The following is a 16,559-nucleotide window of genomic DNA, read 5'->3' on the forward strand; positions in this document are numbered from 1 at the left end:
GAACACGAGGGGGTCCGCGGCTGTGGATGCAGACAAACCAGCTCCGCTGCGGGTGGATGCCGAAACCGCCATCATCCTGCGCGAGGCGTATCACAAGATCGAGGCGCTGTACCGAGGCGATCACTACAGCCTCTACAACTATGTTCGCGCGGTGGTCGGCAAGATCGCCCGGGTCGACACCTTCTATGTCGGATTCCTGCAGGGCACCAGCCGGGTGCGCTATCCGTACGGCTACGACTCCGGCAAGTTCGACGAGCCCGATACCCACAACTTCGGGCCGAGTGGGCAGACCGCGTGGCTGCTCAAGCACCGGCAGACCTATCGCTTCGCCTACGACAACGGCGCCGTTCTCCAAGCCGGCCACATGTTCGGCGACTCGAAACGGGTGTCGGCCGATGTGGTAACGGTGCCACTCTTCCGCCCGGCCCCGTCCGGCGACGGGCAACTGTTCGGCATGATCTCCATGCACAGTTACGAGCCGGACACATACGACGACAACGTCGTCCGGGCGTTCGAGTGGCTGGCGGGCGTGGTGGCCCGGGTGCTCACCCGCGAAGTGGAGGACCGCGACGCGCTACGCCGCCTGCCCGCGGGGGACGACACACCGAACCAGCTCACCTCGGATCACGTGATGGAGTACCTCGCGCACCGGATCGGGACGTTGCGGGAGATCGCCGGCGAGGCGATGGCGGAACCGGAGGCGGCGAGCCCCGTCGTTCAGGGGTACCTGACCCGGCTCGTCCAGGCCGCCGAGCAGATCCAGTCCGAGTTGATCGAGATGATGCTCGAGACGGATCTGGGGCCCGAGCAGCGGTACGCGAGTCTCACCAAGGCCCAGCAAGGCGTAGCGGTGCTGCTGGTCGACGGTCTGGACAACGATCAGCTCGCGGCGGAACTCGGAATCAGCCTCAATACGGTGAAGACGCACCTGAGTGCGATCCTGAAGAAGTACCAGATGACGACTCGCGCCCAAGTGGCCGACGACATCCGCAAATACCTGGCCCGCTAGCCAGTACGCCGTACGCCGGCCGGCCGGGACGCCGCCGGCCACACCAGCCGGCCGGTACTGCGTGCGCCGAGCCGGCCGGCGCTCTCAGGCGTTCAGGTGCTCGCGGAGCCAGGGTTTTGCGATCGGGAGGATCTTGTCGGCGTGCATGGCCTGCATATGGTCCAGGCCATCCAGCAACTGGACAGTCCAGCCGAGGTCCTTGAGTCTCGACCGGTTCTTCTCGACGGCTTCGCCGATGGCGACGTAGGCGTTGCGCCAGCGTTCGCCGTACTGGATGTTGTCGGCGCTGCCGGCGATGCACAACCGCGGGCAGCTGAGGCGCGACTGAGCGGCGTGATCGTCGAAGGACTGCAGGGATCGGTAGAGACTGAGGAACTGCTGAGCCTGATCCTTGCTCATGGCAACTTCTGTGGAATCCCAGTCGCCCGGCTCGACCGGCTGGTCCGACACCGGGCCGCCGGCCAGCTCGTACGTCGCCTCGGTGACCTGGAGCATCGCGTCGTACGGGCCGTCCAGGGGCGGGAAACCGCCCATCACCAAGGCAGTCAGGCGATCCGTGCGGAGGGCGACCTGGAGTCCGGCGAGGCCGAGCCAGCTGTAGCCGTAGTACGCGAAGGTCGGCGCTTCGGCCGCATCCGCGACGGCGAGGAAGTCGGCGACGAGGTTGTCAGGAGTGAGGGTGGCCGGCTTCGGATGGGCCTGGAGCTGTGCCTCGTAATCGAAGGCGATGACCCGGAAGTGCTCGCCGAATCCGTGGGTCAACGAGTGGCCCAGCGCCGGATCCGCACCCCAGGCCCGAAGCTGGTCGGTCTCAGGACCCTCGACGGCCGGTGCCGGATCGACCGGCAACAGCAACGCCGGCGCGCCGGCCGGTCCGTACGTCGTGAACTCGATGGTGCTGCCGTCGTGCAGGGTTGCCGTCACGAAGTACTCCTTACGTTGTATAGTGTTTCGACGGTAACACTTTACGACGTAAGGAGAAAAGTGGAAGACGCCGTCCGCACGCTCGAGCTGCTCTGGGGCAAGGCGCCGGCACCCCGGCGCGGGCCGAATCAGACGCTCACCGTCGACCAACTCGTCACGACCGCGATCGGCATCGCCGATCGGGACGGGCTCAAGGGAGTGACGATGCGTGCCGTCGGCAAGGAACTCGATCGCACGGCGATGTCCCTGTACACGTACGTGCCGGGTCGCGAGGTGCTGATCACGGTGATGCACGATCGCGTTCACGCCGAGGTGCCGACTCCGCGGAAGATAGCGGACTGGCGGAAGGCTGTCACGGCGTGGTGTCAGGAGCTACGTGAGCTCTACGTCCGCCACCCCTGGGTTCTCGAGGTGTCGCAGGCGCGACCTGGATTCGGGCCGCACGAGCAGGATGTGCTCGAGGGGCTCCTGCGGCTGCTGGCACGCGCAGAGGTGCCGCTCGCGGTTCGGCCGACGGTGACGAGCGCGCTCTACAGCATCGTCCGCGAAGCAGCGAAGCGGAAGGTCGAGGCGCTGGCGGAGTCGGCTCAGAGCGCGGAGTGGTGGGCGGAGCGAGGCAAGGCGCTCCAGGCGGTCGCCCCAGACTTCGCCGAGCGCTACCCGGAGAGCACCGCGATCGCCCGCCACCAGTCGACCCAGGGCCCCCAACCGTGGATCAAGGCAGCCGAAGACGCTTTCACCGGCGCGATCGCGCTATTGCTGGCCGGTCTGAGCTGACCTGTACCTCGAACTCCCCGTTCAGCCATTGATAAGGGGGTGGTGCTCAGATCTGAGGGGGTACGCCTGATGTGGCTTATCTGCTCCTCGCCGCACGGTGGATGCAGACGGCGATCCGCGCCGTGAGGAGGAACCATGAAGCACATCTACACCCTCGTCGCCATCCCCGCAGTGGCCTGCGGGATCGTCCTGGCCGGTTCGGCCCAGGCGTCGGCGCGAGTGATCTACCCCGACGACGCCTACCGCGAAAGCGTGGTGACCGTCCCTGTCCCCGGCCCAGCCACCGTCACCGAGGTCGACGATGCTCTGGCCGAAGGACTGCAAGCGGGCGCTAGCGCCATCGGTGGTGCCGGTATCGCCCTGTCCGCCCTGTGGGTCTACCGGCGGCGTCATCCGCTCGGTGCTCACTGACCGGACAGGCGCTCCGCCAGGGCCGCCGCCTCCACTCTGCTGGAGGTGGCGGTCTTCCGGAGGATGTTGGAGACATGCACACTGACTGTCTTGTCGCTGATGAAGAGCTCCTTCGCGATCTCCCCGTTGGACCGGCCGGCGACGAGGAGGGCGAGCACCTCCCGCTCCCTGCTGGTCAGCCCGGCCAGCACGGTCGCCGGTGTAGGCCCGACCGGCATCGACTCGCGGAGTTCGATCTTCGCCCGCCGGGCCAGGCCTTCGATGTCGGCCTGCAACGGCCTGGCGCCGAGTTCGACCGCACAACGGTGGGCCTGCCGCAGCAGGTCGCCCGCCTTTGTCGGCGTCCAGCCGCCGGCCAGCCCGGCCTCGGCACACCGCCACTGCGCGACCGCCTGATGCCAGCGGTTTCCGGTGCTCCCGCACGCATCGGCTGCCCTTCGCCAGAGCTCGGCCTGGTGTGGACTGTCCCGGCATCGGGCGACCTCGGCAACGAAGACGGCCTCGCTCATCGCCTGGACCTCGACGTCTGCCCGGTCGAGCCCGAACAGGGGCCGGCCCCACCCGTCGACGAGATCCTCGATCACGCCCGTGGCTGCCGCGGCGCCGGCACGATCGCCGTTGTCGCGGGCCGTGCGCGCGCACTCGGCCGCCGCCTGGGCATAGAAGGGAAGGACGTCGTCGTCATACGCATCGGGTGGCTGACCAGGGGTGGTCAACCGGGGTCGTGCAAAGGCCAACGCTTCCGGTGCTCTGCCCTCGGCGAGCATCAACTCGATGCCGGCCTGTGTCATCGGCTGGCGCAGTGGCGAGAATTCTTCGGAGATCAACTCCAGCGCGCGATCGAAATGCTGCCGTGCCTCTTCGGTTCGGCCGGTTCGGACGGCGAGGAGACAAGCGGTCAACCTGATTCCTGCGCCCGGAATGCCGCCGCATCGCGCGGCCAAGGCGGTCCGCAGCAGCGTCCGGCACTCGTCCCAGCGGCCGAGGAGCAGGAAGTCGGCAGCCGACTGGAAGGCCAGGAAGTAGGCCCAGATTCCGTGCCCTGCGGCGATGGCGTCCTCGAAGGCGGCGCGAGCTGTCTCGGCCGCATCCTTCCAGCGACCGAGTGCGTGCAGAGCGTTGAACTGCCAGATGCCCGATTCGGCCACCAGGGAGGTGGCCCCGCACGATCTCGCCAACTGCACGGAGAGCTCGGCGTCGGCGAGCGCAGGCACCGGCGTCTCGTAGCCCCAAGAGGCCGCACGCGCGCCGAGTGCCTGCGCGAGGGCGCGCGTCGAGCCTGACGCCCGCGCGATCCGCACGGCCTCCTGCGCATGGGTCAACGCCTTGACGGGGTCGGTGAACGACTCGGTCCCGGCCAGTTCGGCGAACGCCAAGGCCCGCTCCGCGCTCGGCGGCAAGTCGGCCGTGAGCCGGATCGCTTCGAAGATGTCGTCCATGTCCCCGTCCATGGGCGTTGTGACCTCCCAGCGCGCGTTGCACCTGACGACGAGCAGCTCGCAAGCCAGCAACGGCTCCTTGCTCTTGTCCACCAGGTCCAAAGCGTCAGTGAGAAGGGACAACGTCAGCTCGGGCCAGCCTGCGCGGCTGCAGACCTCACTCGCCCGGCGGAGCAGCTCGATCCGGTCGTTCCGGCTGCCGCGGACCGCTGGGGACACCCTGTCCCGGAGCTCGCAGGCGCGGCGAAGCTGGATCGCCTCCTCGGTCGGCGCCCGCAGCCGGGCCGCTTGGTCGGCTGCCACCAGCGACCACCGGTACGTCGCGTCCAGCGATCCGGCGCGCTCGTTGTGGACCGCGAGATCGGCAGCCGGCGCATCGCCGACACCAGTGGGCAGAGCTTCGAGGACGCCGACGTAGCCGGCGTGCACCTTGGCGGCTTCCGGGGCCGGCAGACCGTCGTACAGAACCTCGGCCAGCAAGGGATGACGGAACCACCAGAGTCCGTCGGAGGTCTCCACGACGCCACGATCCTGCGCATCGACCAGGCTGGGGATGATCGCGTCGGGGGCGATTCCGACGCCGGCCGCCACTTCCGTCAGCACAGCCGGCGCGGTGGGGCGGCCGCCGACCGCGAGGACCCTGGTGAGTCGTCGGGCGTCGCCGGACAGCCCGTGCCACGCCGCGAGCAGGGCGTCCCGTAATGCCGCGGGGACTGTTGCCGGGAGGGTGGTCTCTGTTCCCGAGAGGTCCCGCGCCAGCAGCTCGACGAGATAGGGATTGCCGTCGGACCTGGCCAGCACCTGGGTGGCCAGGTCGAGGTCGGGTGCCCGGCCGAGCAGGCCTTCGAGCTGCTCGCTCGTGGCGTCGAGATCCAGCGGCCGCAGGTGGATCTCGGCGAAGTGCGGCATCCGGCGCATGTCCGCCAGCCAGGAGTGCAGCGGGTGCCCCTCGGGACGTTCCTCGGTACGGCAGGTCGCGATCAGCACCAGCGGCTGGGTGCGGAACCCGGCGATCAGGTAGGACAGCACATCCAGCGAGGCGACGTCGGCCCATTGCAGATCGTCGATCACGACGATCGTCGGACGGCGCGCCGCGATCCGGTTGACGACGAGGTCGACGAGCATCGGCAGCCTGGTGGTGTCGGTTCCGTCGGCGACGCCGAGCGCGGGCAGCAGCGTGGTGAGTCCGTCGGTGCCGGTGAGGAGTTCGGTCCGCTCGGCCTCGTCGGCCCGGGTCAGCCAGTCCTGCAGGAGGCCGGTGATCGGGGCGAACGGGACAGAGGCGCCGCCGAAATGCACGCAGGATCCCCACAGCGCGGTCAGTTGCTGATCGCGGCAGGTCTCGCGCGCGAGCCGGGTCTTGCCGATCCCCGCCTCGCCGTGGATGACGATCGCCCTGGGCGCGCCACCGATCGCGGCCCGGACGGCATCGCCGAGGAGCTGCTGTTCGGGAGCACGTCCGGCAAAACGATGATCGGCCCGCAACGGCCTCATGCGCCCCAGTCAACACCCGCCACTCACGATTGCACAGAGCATTCCGACCAGTCGTCGCACCATGACCAGGCGCGGCCTCGGGTGAGCCCGGCGAGGGGCAGCCAACTGCTTCCGGCTGTTCATCAAGGGGAGGGGGGAGCCAGATGCTCCGGCGATCGTCCGGGCTGGTGCACGCCGGGTCTCGGGGGCGCAGGCGATGGTCAACCGACTGTTTCGGGGTGGTCGTCTGGGGAGGTGAGGGTGATGCCCAGGGCTGAGGCCAGGGCGGTGGTTACGGCGAGGGTGTCGATGGGGGACGAGTTGGCGATCTTGGTGCCGGTCAGGCTGGCGATGCCTTTGGTGCCGTCCCAGCGGCAGTCGACGAAGACGGCGCCGGGGGCGCGGGCCTGGGAGAACTCGACTCCGGTGAGGTCGCAGCGGCGGAAGACGGTGCCGGTCAGGTCGGCGGAGACGAAGTCGGCGTTCTGCAGCCGGCAGTCGGTGAACTCGACCTTCACGAACTTCGCGAACCGGAACGAGCTGAGGTCGAGCACCGAGTCGCGGATCGTCACATGTTGCAGGCTCAGCCCAGGCCCGGCGAACCCGGTCAGCCGGGACGACGTCACCGCCAGCCGGGTCCCCGACGCGTCCGACCAGCGAGCGTTGGCCAGATCGCAGTGATCGAGGACGACGTCGACCAGGATCGCCTTCTCGAGGTCCGAACCGCCGAAATTGCACCGGGTCAGCCGCCCGCCGCTGATCTCCACGTGCTGGGCGACGACGTCGCTGAGATCCTGCTCGTCGAGCGTGACATCGGTCAGCCGATCCTCGTCCTCCAGCCCGTCCGGTCCCACCTCGTACGCGTCGAGGTGAGCCCGAAGACGGGGTACGGCGATCCGGACAGCAGGTTTGCGAGCGGCCATCCGATCACCGTAGCCGCAGCCACCCCCAGGCCGGCGTCAGCGGGTGAAGTGTGCGGCCGCACCCAGGATCGCCGAGTGCTCCGTATCGGCCGTCGCCGTCGCAGGGAACGGGAAGACCGACTCGACCACATCGAAAGCCCCGGAGATCGAACCACCCAGTACTACGCGGCTCGCGCCGAACCGGGTGACCCACGACGCCACCACCTCGGCCAGCACCCCGAAGGAATCCAGCAGCACCTGACGAGCGATCTCGTCCCCGCCCCGCGCGTGATCGGCGACCTCCTTCACGCCCCAGCCTTGCGGCAGGGAGCCCGCGCGCTCGGAGTACAGACGCAGGATCGCTCGGGCGGAGATCCAGTCCTCCAGCGGTTTCCCGCGGTACTCCGTGCGGTAGAGCTCGCCGCCCGGCGGCACGGTGTCGCCGGTCCGCACGACCCGGCCGTCGTCGAGGAAGCCCGAGCCGATCCCGGTCCCGATGGTGACGCCGATACAACGGTCCTGACCGCGCAGTTCGCCTACGGTCCACTCGCCGACCGAGAACGCCTCCGCGTCGTTCAGGAACACCACGCGCTCGACTCCGAGTGACTCCCGCAGCGCCGCACCGAGATCCAGCCCGTAGAGCGCGGCGAACTTGTCCAACCGGTACCCGGCGACCCCGGTCTCGTAGTCGAACGGCCCGGGCAACGCCATCACCAAACCATTTGCCAACGGCAACTGTCTGGCCGCCGCCGCGAACGCTGCGACGATCGCCCCGGCCGACCCCTTCGAGTCCAGCGCCGCCCGCTGCGCCACCTCGACGTCCCACGATCCCGGCCGCACCGAAGCCGCCGTCACATGACTCCCGCCAACCTCCAGCACAGCCACCATTTCCGACACACCCATCCGCCCATCATCCCCGACGAAGCAGACCGGTTGCCAAAGGCAAGGCACCTCAGACTCGGTAGTGCCCTAGCTCCCGGCCGGCGGCATCGTAGATCCTCGCCATCGCCGGCCGGCTGGGATCGGGTACCGTCACCCAGTGGCAGGCGAAGAAGCCGTCCCGGATCGTCGCATCGACCGGCTTCCCGTCCCCGGACGGCGTCACGGTCACCCGGACCGCCTTCGCGGGCAATTGGCCCATGAAGACCGTCATGAGCTCGGTGCAGGTCGGGTCGGTCTTGCAGGCCGGGATCAGCCAGACCGACGCCTTCGGGAGCAGAACCTGCCGGGTGGCGTTGGTCGGCTTGCCGGAGAACTCGATGCAGAAGGCGAGCTGTCCCGCGGAGCGGCGTACGGCGCTGGACCCGTACTTGTTCTTGACGGAAACCATCGGCTGCCACTTGTCCGCACCCTTCGGCGCCGGCTGGCCGGCCTCGTCCAAGCACTTGGTCACCAGCTTCGGGACGGTGGCGCTGCTCGTCGCCTGTCCGGCCGGTGGTGGTGCCGGGAGAACACTGGGTCCGCTGCTGCCGCCCTGGTCCAGGGCGATCGCACCAGCGGTGGCCGCGACGGCAACCGCTGCCACCGTGCCCGCGACGGTGACCGCGAAGTGGGAGCGGGCGCGGCGGCGACCGGCGGCCAGCAGGTGGTCGAGGTCAGGAACGAAGGCGGTCGGGCGGTCCGTGGCCTCGTCCAGTTGGGTCTTGAGATCCTGCGTTGTCATGTCAGCCTCCATGTCCGGCGAAATCGCTGAGTTCCGAAGGGGCCAGCTCGGCGCGCAAGCGGTCCAGGGCGCGCGTGGTCTGGCTCTTGACGGTGCCGGGACGGCAACCGAGGGTGGCCGCCGTTTCGTCGACGGACAGTTCGTCGAAGTACCGCAGTACGACGCAGGCCCGTTGCCGGGGAGGCAACTGCGCCAGTGCCCGGACGATCACCAGCCGGCTCTCGGCCAGTCCGATCGGGTCGGCCGGATCCGCCGCCGCGGTGAAGTACGCCGAACCTCCGACCACCTCCCGGCTCGAGCGGGGCCGCAGCGCGTCCAGCGTCGTCGAGACCACGACCTTGCGGGCATACGCCCCGATCCCGCCTTTGCGCTGGATCCTGGGCCAGACCCGGTAGAGCCGGATCAGGGCCTCCTGGGTCGCGTCCTCGGCTCGCCGCCAGTCGCCGCACAGGAGGTACGCCGTACGGCACAACCGGTCGGCGTGGTGCGTCACGAACTCGACGTACTCACTCTCCGCGCTGCTTTTCACCCGTCACCCCTTCGTGTTGTCGGGTTATGAACGTGGTGAGCGCGGAATCGGTTGCATCGCCCGGAACTACTGGCGCCGGTCCGATCGTAAAGCTTGTGGAACGATGGACAGCGGCTGTCCGCCCTGACGACGAAGGTGACCGGTTTTGCGTGCCGAGACGAGTGCGACCTCCGCTGTCGTGACGCTCGGCGTCGCGGTTGCGGTAGGCGGGCACGTCCTGGTCTCCGGCGCGTCGGTCCCGCTCGTTGTGGTTCCCCAGCTTCTCGCGCTCGCGGGGGTGTGCTGGTTGCTTGGTGAGTTCCTCGCCGGGCGTCGGGCGCTGGCGGTCGGAGTACTGGCTGCGGTGCAGCTCATCGTCCATCTCACGCTGAACTCGACGCACTCCGAACCGGTCGCGCACGTTCACGAAATGCCCATGGACATGGCGATGCCGATGGACATGCCGATGCCTGGGGCAACCGAGTCCCCGGGGCACAGCGCGTTGACGATGACGGCGACCCACCTGCTGGCGTTGCTCATGGGCGTGTTTGTGGTCGGTCGAGCACACGACTGGGCCGTTCGCGTACTGCGGATCCTCGCGCGCCTGGTCCCTGAGCTCCCGGCCGGCCTGATCGTCGTACCGGCGGTGCGTCGCCCGCTGACCGCGGTACCGGAGCCGCCGCTGACCCAGCGGTGGCTGAACTCGAACGGATCGCGGCGCGGGCCGCCGGCCGGACACCTGTTGTTCGCCTCGTCCTGACCGGCCCCGGGAATGCCCGCGGACCGGCTGAACCCGTGTGTCCGCGAAAGGTTCCACAGCCATGCCCAAGAGATTCGTACTCCGCGCTGCCGCGATCGCCGCGGCCGCAGCGCTCGTCCTGGCCGGCGCCGCTACCTCGGCGTCGGCCCACGTCACCGTGTCCTCGCCGGATGCCAAGCCGGGCGGCTACGCCAAGCTGGTGTTCCGGGTCCCGAGCGAGTCAGAGACGGCCGGTACGACGAAGCTGGTCGTCACGTTGCCCAAGGATCATCCGTTCGCCGGCGTCGGCGCCCAGGTGAAGGACGGCTGGAAGGTCCAGAAGACCAAGGAGAAGCTGGCCGCGCCGGTGAAGGTCGGCGATGTCACGCTGACCGAGGCGATCACGACCGTCACCTGGTCCGCGGTGCCCGGCACCGCCGGTGTTCCGCCGAACGACTTCGACGAGTTCGCGCTGTCGGTCGGCCGGTTGCCCGAAGGCGTTGATTCGCTCAGCTTCCCGTCGGTCCAGACGTACAGTGACGGCGAGGTGGTGAAGTGGGAGGAGATCGCCAAGGACGGCGCGGACAAGCCGGAGCACCCGGCACCGTCCCTGCAGTTGGCCGCCGCGATCACTCCGGTCGCCGCGACCACGGCGGAGACGAAGCCGGACGACGTCGCCCGGGTCCTCGGCGGCGCCGGGTTGCTCGTCGGCCTGCTCGGGCTCGGGTTCGGCCTGCGATCGCGTAAGGCGAAGCCGTAATCGTGCGCCGGCTGATCGCAGTACTGGTCGCGTCGCTGCTGGCCCTGGTGGTTGCCACCGGGCCGGCGGCGGCGCACGCCAAGCTGGAATCCATGTCGCCTGCCGACGGTTCGACGATGGCGGCGCCGCCGACGCAGGTGGTCCTGACGTTCAACGAACCGGTCGGGAGTACCGGGGCCGAGGTCCAGGTGAAGTCGCCGTCCGGGAACAACGTGTCGACCGGCGATGTCCAGGTGATCGACAACAAGGTGACGCAGCCGGTCGGGGCCATGATCGAGGCCGGTAAGTACACCGTCGACGCCCGGATCGTCTCCGCCGACGGACATCCGATCACGGTCAGTGCCGGCTTCACCGTGACGCATGCCGGGCACGCGCCGGGCAGCGTCGTCACGAACCAGCCCTCGACTACTCAGGGCAACTCGAACGTCGTGGTGATCGTCGCCATGGTGCTGGTGATGCTGGTGGTCGTCGCCTTGGCGATCGTGATCGTCCGCCGCCGACCCGCCGCGCAATGAGGAAGCTCCTCGCGATCGGGGTAGTTGCCGCAGGCATCGCAGTACTGGTGGTTGCCCTGCTGGCTGCCGGCGGTGCGCCGAAACCATTGCCTGCGGGGCTTTCGGGCGCGAGCATGCCGGTGTCCTGGGCCCTTCCCGTACTACGGTTCGTGGCTGATCTTGCTGCCATCGCTTGCGTCGGTGCCCTGCTTGCGGCGGTGGTGCTGCTACCCGGTGATGGCGGAAAGCTCGGTGGGCAAGGGCTTCGGGCGGTTCAGGACGCGGCCGTCGTCGCCGGGGTGTGGGCGGTCGCGAGCCTCGGGGGACTGGTGACAACCGCGGCCGTGATCCTCGGCGTACCGCTGTCTCATCTTGGTGAGCATGCCGAGCTCGCGGGTGGTCTGAATCAGGTCAGGGCGTTGGCAGTCACCATCGTGCTGACAGCGATCCTCGCGGTCGTGCTCAGTGGGTGCCGGACTGTCGCTACGGCGCGGGTCTGTCTTGGTCTGGCAGCGGCCGCGCTCGTGGGGCCGTTGCTCAACGGGCACGGGGCGATCGAGCGGACCACGTTCTGGTCTGTGCTGGCCACCGGCTCACTTGTTGTCCATGTGTTCGCGGTGACGGTGTGGATCGGTGGGCTGGGTGCGCTCCTGCGGTACACGCGGGACCGGAACGCGGTCGAGCGCTTCAGCGCCATGGCGTTGATCTGCGCGGTGTGTGTCGGCGCTACCGGGTTGCTGACGGGGGAGATCCACCTGGGTGGACGTGAAGACGGCTGGGGGCTGATCACGCAATGGGTGACCAGCGGGTATGGAGCCCTGGTCTTCGCGAAGGCTGTCGCTTTCACCGCGCTCGTGGTCATCGGGTGGTGGCATCGCAAGGCCACGCTGCCGGCTCTCGCGGATCGCCCGGCCGCCTTTTGGCGGCTGGCCGCTGGGGAGTTGATTCTGATGGCGGCGACCGTAGGTCTCGCGGTGGCGCTGTCCCGAACGCCATGAGTCCGACCTAGGTGATATGTCAACGATGGCCGCTACGATGGGTGGATGGCCCAGACACGGTGGCTCGATGCGCGCGAGGCGCATCTGTGGAAGTCGTACCGTGACAGCCACCGCGAGTTGCTCAGCGCGCTCGAAACGCGGCTGATCAAGAACTCGGGGCTGTCCGGCGCGGAGTACGCCCTCCTGCAGCCGCTGTCGAACGCGCCTCACGGCGTACTGCGTACGCGCGATCTCGGCCGGGCCATCGGCTGGGAGCGCAGCCGGTTGTCGCACCAGGTCAGCCGGATGGAGAAGCGCGGCCTGGTCACCCGCGAGGAGTGCGAATCCGACGCCCGCGGCTCGATGATCCGCCTGACGGACGCCGGCCGCACCGCCGTCGACGCCGCGTCCCCGGACCACGTCGACGCTGTGCGCAGCTACCTACTCGACGCCCTCACCCGCGAGGAGCAGGACACCCTCACCACTCTCCTCGACCGCATCCTCGCCAACCTCCCGGCCCGCGACCTCTGTCGCACCGATCCGTCCGACAGCGACGTCTCCTCCCCTGAGGACGGCCGGTCGTTGGTCGCCCAGAGCGGTCAGTAGCTGCCCTTCACGATCCGCTGGAACCTGCCGGCGATGGTCTTCGGGGTCAGTTCGTCGCGGAGGTCGAGCAAGTAGCAGAGCGGGGACTTCGCACGAGCGGACTCCCGGGCAGCGCGTACCTGCCACCAGGCGGCTCCCATCGCGGCGACTGTGCCGACCGACATCCCGACAGTGCCACCTGCCCCCAGCTGTTCCAGTGCCATGCCCGCCAGTGGCGGAGCTGCCAGCGTGCCGGTGACGAGCATCGTCCGCACAGTGTCCAGCTTGTGCAATTGGAGTCCGCGTTCGAGTCTCTGCAGGGGCGCTTCGACAGTGTCGTGCACGTGGTCGGCGAACGCATCGAGCTTGCGCTGCCCGGGCGGCAAGGAGGTGATGGCGGTCAGTTCCTGCTTCTGCGTCTCGACGAAGGCCCGGAAGTCGGCGAGTTCGGCGGCCAGGTTCTCCCGGCAATCAACGATCTGCTCGGCCGAGACCTGCCCCATTGCCTTCGGCCGGACGCACTGGAGGGCGAGCATCACGTATTCATCGACCCCGGCTGCCGGGTCAGGACGGTGATCGGCGGACCGGCCGAGCAGGAGGTCGAGCGCGGACGCTATGCCGTTGTTCGGAGCCGCGATGCGCAGATCCGTCTGGTCGGTCAACGGCTCCAACCGCAGCCGGCTGCCGAGCTCATTGGCCAGCGCCGTCATGTAGGCGGCCCCGAGGGTCGGGTGCACGCCGATCCACCGATGGCCGCCGGGAAGCCTCGCCCGGAGTTCCGCCAGGCCCGCGCGCCGAAGTTCGTAGACGAAGGAAGTGCTGAGCTTCGCGCTGTGGATCAAGGCAAGGTCGCCCTCGACAGGTCCATCTGCTGACGAGGTGGGCAGCTGCCGACCCGCTGACTCTGCTTTGGCCCGCGCCGTGGTGTAGTCGCCGAGCTTGTCGACGTTCGCGAGCAAGGTTCTGAAGAACGCGTTGGCGTCGGAGTCCTTGATCGGTTCCATCGTGTGGAGCAGACCGGCAGCATCGAATTCGCGGGCGGTCCGGCTGTCGCTCGTCTGGTAGTCGGGTGGGACCAACCGGTAGAGCCGTGGCCAGTAGAGCAGTGCCAGCTTGAGCCAGTCGTCGTCGCGGACGTGAATGAACGGGAAGTACAAGCCGGCCTCGTGCATCGCCCTTCCCCCTGGTTCGTCCATGCCTCGACGCGAGGATACAGCGGCCGCGCGGTGACTACGAGTGCTCAAGGGTAGGTGATGGTGACACGCCGTTACGGTCGGCGAGGGGATCCGGGGTGGCGGAAGAATGTGTGGGGTCCGTTCAGATGCGCCTGAATTTGACAACGATTTTCATTAACGGCAGGATTCGATCCGGCGACCACTCCTCGCTGGAGCCCACTTACCGTGAAGGAAATGCGGATGTCCGAAGCTCTGAACAGACGAGGATTCCTCAGCCTGGCAGGTGGTTTGGCCGTTGCCGCGGTCAGCGGCTGCGGCTCGGGCGACAGCCCCGCGGCGGCTCCGAAGTCCGGCGGCCGGCTGCGCGCGGTGTTCGCCGGTGGTGGCGCCAAGGAGGTGCTCGATCCGCATCTGCAGAGCCTGTTCGTCGACATCGCCCGGCACAAAGCCTTGTACGAGAAGCTGGTCGAGCTCGGCCCCGATCTCAAGCCGGTGCCGCGGCTCGCGACGAAGTGGGAGGCGGACGCGCAGGCCGCGACCTGGCGATTCACCTTGCGGGACGTCACTTTCCACGACGGCAAGGCGTTGACGAGCCAGGACGTGCTCTACAGCCTCGCTCGCATCGCCGATCCGAACGCGCCCGAGCGGGTCGCGCAGTCGTCGCTCGCCGCCCTCGACCTCCGGCGCTGCAAGGCGATCGACCGGCGCACGGTCGAGCTGACCCTGGCGGCACCGAACGCGGAATTCCCTGCCCTGCTGGCCGGAATCGGCACCCAGATCGTCCGCGACGGATTCAAGAACCCCGCCGAACCGAACGGAACCGGCGCTTTCCGGTACTCCTCCTTCGAACCAGGCCGCTCGATGGTCGCCACCAGGTTCGACGACTACTGGGACGGACCCGCGAGGATCGAGGAACTGCAGATCCTCTCCGCCGACGCTGAAGCCCGGGCGAACGCAGTACAGGGTGGCCAGGCGGAGTACGCGAACGAGATGACCGCTACGTTCGCTCGCACGGCCGAGGCCGGCCGGGCCGTCAAGATCGTTGCGGCGAAGGGATCGACCACACAGGCGTTCGTGATGAAGGTCGACCGGCCGCCGTTCGACAACTCCGATGTCCGGCTGGCCTTCAAGCTGCTCGCGGACCGGCAGCGGCTGGTCGACGTCGTACTGGCCGGGCGGGGTGCCGTGGGCAACGACCTGTTCGGCAAGGGGTTTCAGTATTACCCGGCCGACCTGCCACAGCGGGAGCGCGACGTCGACCAGGCCAAGGCGTTGCTGAAGAAGGCCGGTCTGATCGGTAAGGAGGTGGAGATCTTCACCTCGGACGCCTCCGCAGGATTCGTCGAGGCCGCCACGTTGTTCGCCGAGCAGGTCGCCGAGGCCGGCGTGAAGCTCAAGGTGACGACCGGAAGCGCGCAGACCTATGCGAAGGACCTGCTCACCAAGGGAGTGATCGGAAGTCACCGCTCAGGCGCGATGCCGATCCCGCAGTACATCACCGATCGGTTGCTCACCAAGTCGCCGTTCAACGTGACGCACTGGCGCCGGCCGGCCTTCGACGCGGCGTTCGCGGCGGCCCAGGTGCAGACGGACGAGGCGGCGCGCGAGGCGAAGTACGGCGTACTGCAGAAGACGTTGCGAGACGAGGGCGGCATCCTCGCGTGGGGGCATCCGGACTTCCTGGTCGCGATCTCGCCGAAGCTGCAGGGCGTCCAGGCGGTGCCGCCGAACACGCTCGACTCCGGCCGCTTCGACAAGGTGTGGCTGGCCTGAATGCGGTCGTACGCCGCGCAGCGGGCCGTCCTGGCCCTGGCGCAACTGGCTGTCTTGTCGATCCTGGTGTTCGTCCTGACCGCGTTGCTGCCGGGCGACGCCGCCGATATGCGGTTCACGGAGACGCTCACGCCTGACCAGGTGGCCCGGCTTCGGTCGCAACTCGGCCTGGACGAGCCCGCGATCGAGCGGTTCACGCACTGGTTCGGGAACGTGCTGACCGGCGATCTCGGGACCTCGCTGATCAGTGGGGGACCGGTCGCCGACATCGTGAAGGCCTCAGTCGGCGCGACGTTGGTGCTCACGCTGGCGACGTTGACAGTCGTGGTCCCGCTGGCCGTGCTGCTCGGGCTGGTGATGGGCACCCGCGAGAACGGGCGGCTCGATCGGGTCATCACGTCGATCACTCTCGCCTTGAGTGCGATACCCGACTTCGTGATCGCGGTCGTGCTGATTACCTTGTTCTCGCTGAAACTCGGGTGGCTTCCGGCGACCTGGGTCGGCGGCAGACTGCTCACCAACCCGGCGCTGCTGGTGCTGCCGGTCGCAGTGCTGCTCGGCAGGACGGTGTGTCTGCTGTCGCGGCAAGTCCGGGCGGGGACGATCAACGCGCTGAACGCGGAGTACGTCGTACAGGCGAGGCGCCTCGGAGTGCCGCGGCGCCAGTTGTTGTTGCGGCATGTGCTGCCGAATGCGGCGGTGCCAGGTGTGCAGGAGTTGGCGCGGACCGGGGACACGTTGCTGGGCGGAGTGCTGGTCGTCGAGGCGATCTTCGCGATCCCAGGCTTCGCGACGGCGCTCGTGGATGGTGTCGAGACCCGCGATGTGCCGGTGGTGCAGGGTCTCACGTTGGTGCTCGCCGCCGCTGCATTGCTGATCAACCTCGCCGCCGACCTCATCTGCAACCGGCTCGTCCCAAGAACCGAGCTCCTCCGATGAGCGCCCCTTGG

Annotated in this window: 17 protein-coding genes; 10 read left to right on the forward strand and 7 right to left on the reverse strand. The window is 68.4% G+C overall.

Annotation, left to right across the window (positions count from 1 at the left end):
* Nucleotides 1-22 precede the first annotated feature (22 nt).
* Nucleotides 23-1,009 (forward strand): helix-turn-helix transcriptional regulator, encoded by a 987-nt coding sequence (locus EV138_RS24135; RefSeq protein WP_133981060.1) that lies wholly within the window; start codon nt 23-25, stop codon nt 1,007-1,009.
* An 84-nt stretch (nt 1,010-1,093) separates the two neighbouring features.
* Here EV138_RS24135 and EV138_RS24140 read toward each other — a convergent pair whose 3' ends face one another.
* A complete protein-coding gene (locus EV138_RS24140) occupies nt 1,094-1,933 on the reverse strand; it encodes an alpha/beta fold hydrolase (protein ID WP_238158318.1) in 840 nt (279 codons plus the stop codon).
* Between the two features lie 60 nt (nt 1,934-1,993).
* Here EV138_RS24140 and EV138_RS24145 point away from each other — a divergent pair, with 60 nt between their 5' ends.
* Both EV138_RS24145 and EV138_RS24150 read left to right on the forward strand, forming a co-directional pair.
* Nucleotides 1,994-2,710 carry a TetR/AcrR family transcriptional regulator gene (locus EV138_RS24145; RefSeq protein ID WP_133981061.1) on the forward strand — a complete coding sequence of 239 codons (717 nt, stop codon included), beginning with the start codon at nt 1,994-1,996 and terminating at the stop codon, nt 2,708-2,710.
* Between the two features lie 135 nt (nt 2,711-2,845).
* Entirely contained in the window at nt 2,846-3,121 is a 276-nt protein-coding gene (locus tag EV138_RS24150) for a hypothetical protein (protein WP_133981062.1), read from the forward strand.
* Here the strand turns inward: EV138_RS24150 and EV138_RS38510 are convergent.
* From EV138_RS38510 to EV138_RS24175, 5 genes are all read right to left on the reverse strand, one after another.
* The gene (locus EV138_RS38510) at nt 3,115-6,054 is read right to left on the reverse strand and encodes a helix-turn-helix transcriptional regulator (protein WP_133981063.1); all 2,940 of its coding nucleotides are present in this window, start codon (nt 6,052-6,054) and stop codon (nt 3,115-3,117) included. The two genes, EV138_RS24150 and EV138_RS38510, sit on opposite strands and share 7 nt — an antisense overlap.
* Before the next feature lie 200 nt (nt 6,055-6,254).
* On the reverse strand, nt 6,255-6,956 hold the full coding sequence (locus EV138_RS24160; RefSeq protein ID WP_133981064.1) for a pentapeptide repeat-containing protein: 702 nt from the start codon (nt 6,954-6,956) through the stop codon (nt 6,255-6,257).
* A 36-nt stretch (nt 6,957-6,992) separates the two neighbouring features.
* On the reverse strand, nt 6,993-7,838 hold the full coding sequence (locus EV138_RS24165; RefSeq protein ID WP_238158319.1) for an ROK family protein: 846 nt from the start codon (nt 7,836-7,838) through the stop codon (nt 6,993-6,995).
* Between the two features lie 49 nt (nt 7,839-7,887).
* Nucleotides 7,888-8,598, reverse strand: coding sequence for a hypothetical protein (locus tag EV138_RS24170; RefSeq protein ID WP_133981065.1), 711 nt, complete (start codon nt 8,596-8,598; stop codon nt 7,888-7,890).
* A gap of 1 nt (nt 8,599) precedes the next feature.
* Nucleotides 8,600-9,127 (reverse strand): SigE family RNA polymerase sigma factor, encoded by a 528-nt coding sequence (locus tag EV138_RS24175; protein WP_133981066.1) that lies wholly within the window; start codon nt 9,125-9,127, stop codon nt 8,600-8,602.
* Nucleotides 9,128-9,272: 145 nt separating this feature from the next.
* Here EV138_RS24175 and EV138_RS24180 point away from each other — a divergent pair, with 145 nt between their 5' ends.
* The 5 genes from EV138_RS24180 to EV138_RS24200 all read left to right on the forward strand — a co-directional run bounded on the left by EV138_RS24180 (nt 9,273) and on the right by EV138_RS24200 (nt 12,682).
* On the forward strand, nt 9,273-9,866 hold the full coding sequence (locus tag EV138_RS24180) for a hypothetical protein (RefSeq protein ID WP_133981067.1): 594 nt from the start codon (nt 9,273-9,275) through the stop codon (nt 9,864-9,866).
* A 61-nt stretch (nt 9,867-9,927) separates the two neighbouring features.
* The gene (locus tag EV138_RS24185; protein ID WP_133981068.1) at nt 9,928-10,605 is read left to right on the forward strand and encodes a YcnI family copper-binding membrane protein; all 678 of its coding nucleotides are present in this window, start codon (nt 9,928-9,930) and stop codon (nt 10,603-10,605) included.
* 2 nt (nt 10,606-10,607) lie between these two features.
* Entirely contained in the window at nt 10,608-11,120 is a 513-nt protein-coding gene (locus tag EV138_RS24190) for a copper resistance CopC family protein (protein ID WP_133981069.1), read from the forward strand.
* Nucleotides 11,117-12,097, forward strand: a complete 981-nt coding sequence (locus EV138_RS24195) for a CopD family protein (RefSeq protein ID WP_133981070.1) — start codon at nt 11,117-11,119, stop codon at nt 12,095-12,097. The genes EV138_RS24190 and EV138_RS24195 overlap by 4 nt, the downstream gene beginning before the upstream one ends.
* 45 nt (nt 12,098-12,142) lie before the next feature.
* Entirely contained in the window at nt 12,143-12,682 is a 540-nt protein-coding gene (locus tag EV138_RS24200) for a MarR family winged helix-turn-helix transcriptional regulator (protein WP_133981071.1), read from the forward strand.
* Here the strand turns inward: EV138_RS24200 and EV138_RS24205 are convergent.
* Nucleotides 12,676-13,857, reverse strand: coding sequence for a DUF6236 family protein (locus EV138_RS24205; RefSeq protein WP_133981072.1), 1,182 nt, complete (start codon nt 13,855-13,857; stop codon nt 12,676-12,678). The two genes, EV138_RS24200 and EV138_RS24205, sit on opposite strands and share 7 nt — an antisense overlap.
* Before the next feature lie 219 nt (nt 13,858-14,076).
* Here EV138_RS24205 and EV138_RS24210 point away from each other — a divergent pair, with 219 nt between their 5' ends.
* A complete protein-coding gene (locus EV138_RS24210; protein ID WP_133981073.1) occupies nt 14,077-15,609 on the forward strand; it encodes an ABC transporter substrate-binding protein in 1,533 nt (510 codons plus the stop codon).
* Entirely contained in the window at nt 15,610-16,548 is a 939-nt protein-coding gene (locus EV138_RS24215) for an ABC transporter permease (RefSeq protein WP_133981074.1), read from the forward strand. It abuts the gene before it with no gap.
* The last annotated feature ends 11 nt before the right edge of the window (nt 16,549-16,559 follow it).

Origin of the sequence: Kribbella voronezhensis (genome assembly GCF_004365175.1) — a bacterium.
GTDB classification, from domain to species: domain Bacteria; phylum Actinomycetota; class Actinomycetes; order Propionibacteriales; family Kribbellaceae; genus Kribbella; species Kribbella voronezhensis.

Coding starts and splice junctions, on each gene's coding strand:
- EV138_RS24150 (WP_133981062.1), top strand. CDS start 2,846: ATGAAGCACATCTACACCCTCGTCGCCATCCCCGCAGTGGCCTGCGGG.
- EV138_RS38510 (WP_133981063.1), bottom strand. CDS start 6,054: ATGAGGCCGTTGCGGGCCGATCATCGTTTTGCCGGACGTGCTCCCGAA.
- EV138_RS24160 (WP_133981064.1), bottom strand. CDS start 6,956: ATGGCCGCTCGCAAACCTGCTGTCCGGATCGCCGTACCCCGTCTTCGG.
- EV138_RS24165 (WP_238158319.1), bottom strand. CDS start 7,838: ATGGGTGTGTCGGAAATGGTGGCTGTGCTGGAGGTTGGCGGGAGTCAT.
- EV138_RS24170 (WP_133981065.1), bottom strand. CDS start 8,598: ATGACAACGCAGGATCTCAAGACCCAACTGGACGAGGCCACGGACCGC.
- EV138_RS24185 (WP_133981068.1), top strand. CDS start 9,928: ATGCCCAAGAGATTCGTACTCCGCGCTGCCGCGATCGCCGCGGCCGCA.
- EV138_RS24195 (WP_133981070.1), top strand. CDS start 11,117: ATGAGGAAGCTCCTCGCGATCGGGGTAGTTGCCGCAGGCATCGCAGTA.
- EV138_RS24200 (WP_133981071.1), top strand. CDS start 12,143: ATGGCCCAGACACGGTGGCTCGATGCGCGCGAGGCGCATCTGTGGAAG.
- EV138_RS24205 (WP_133981072.1), bottom strand. CDS start 13,857: ATGGACGAACCAGGGGGAAGGGCGATGCACGAGGCCGGCTTGTACTTC.
- EV138_RS24210 (WP_133981073.1), top strand. CDS start 14,077: ATGTCCGAAGCTCTGAACAGACGAGGATTCCTCAGCCTGGCAGGTGGT.
- EV138_RS24215 (WP_133981074.1), top strand. CDS start 15,610: ATGCGGTCGTACGCCGCGCAGCGGGCCGTCCTGGCCCTGGCGCAACTG.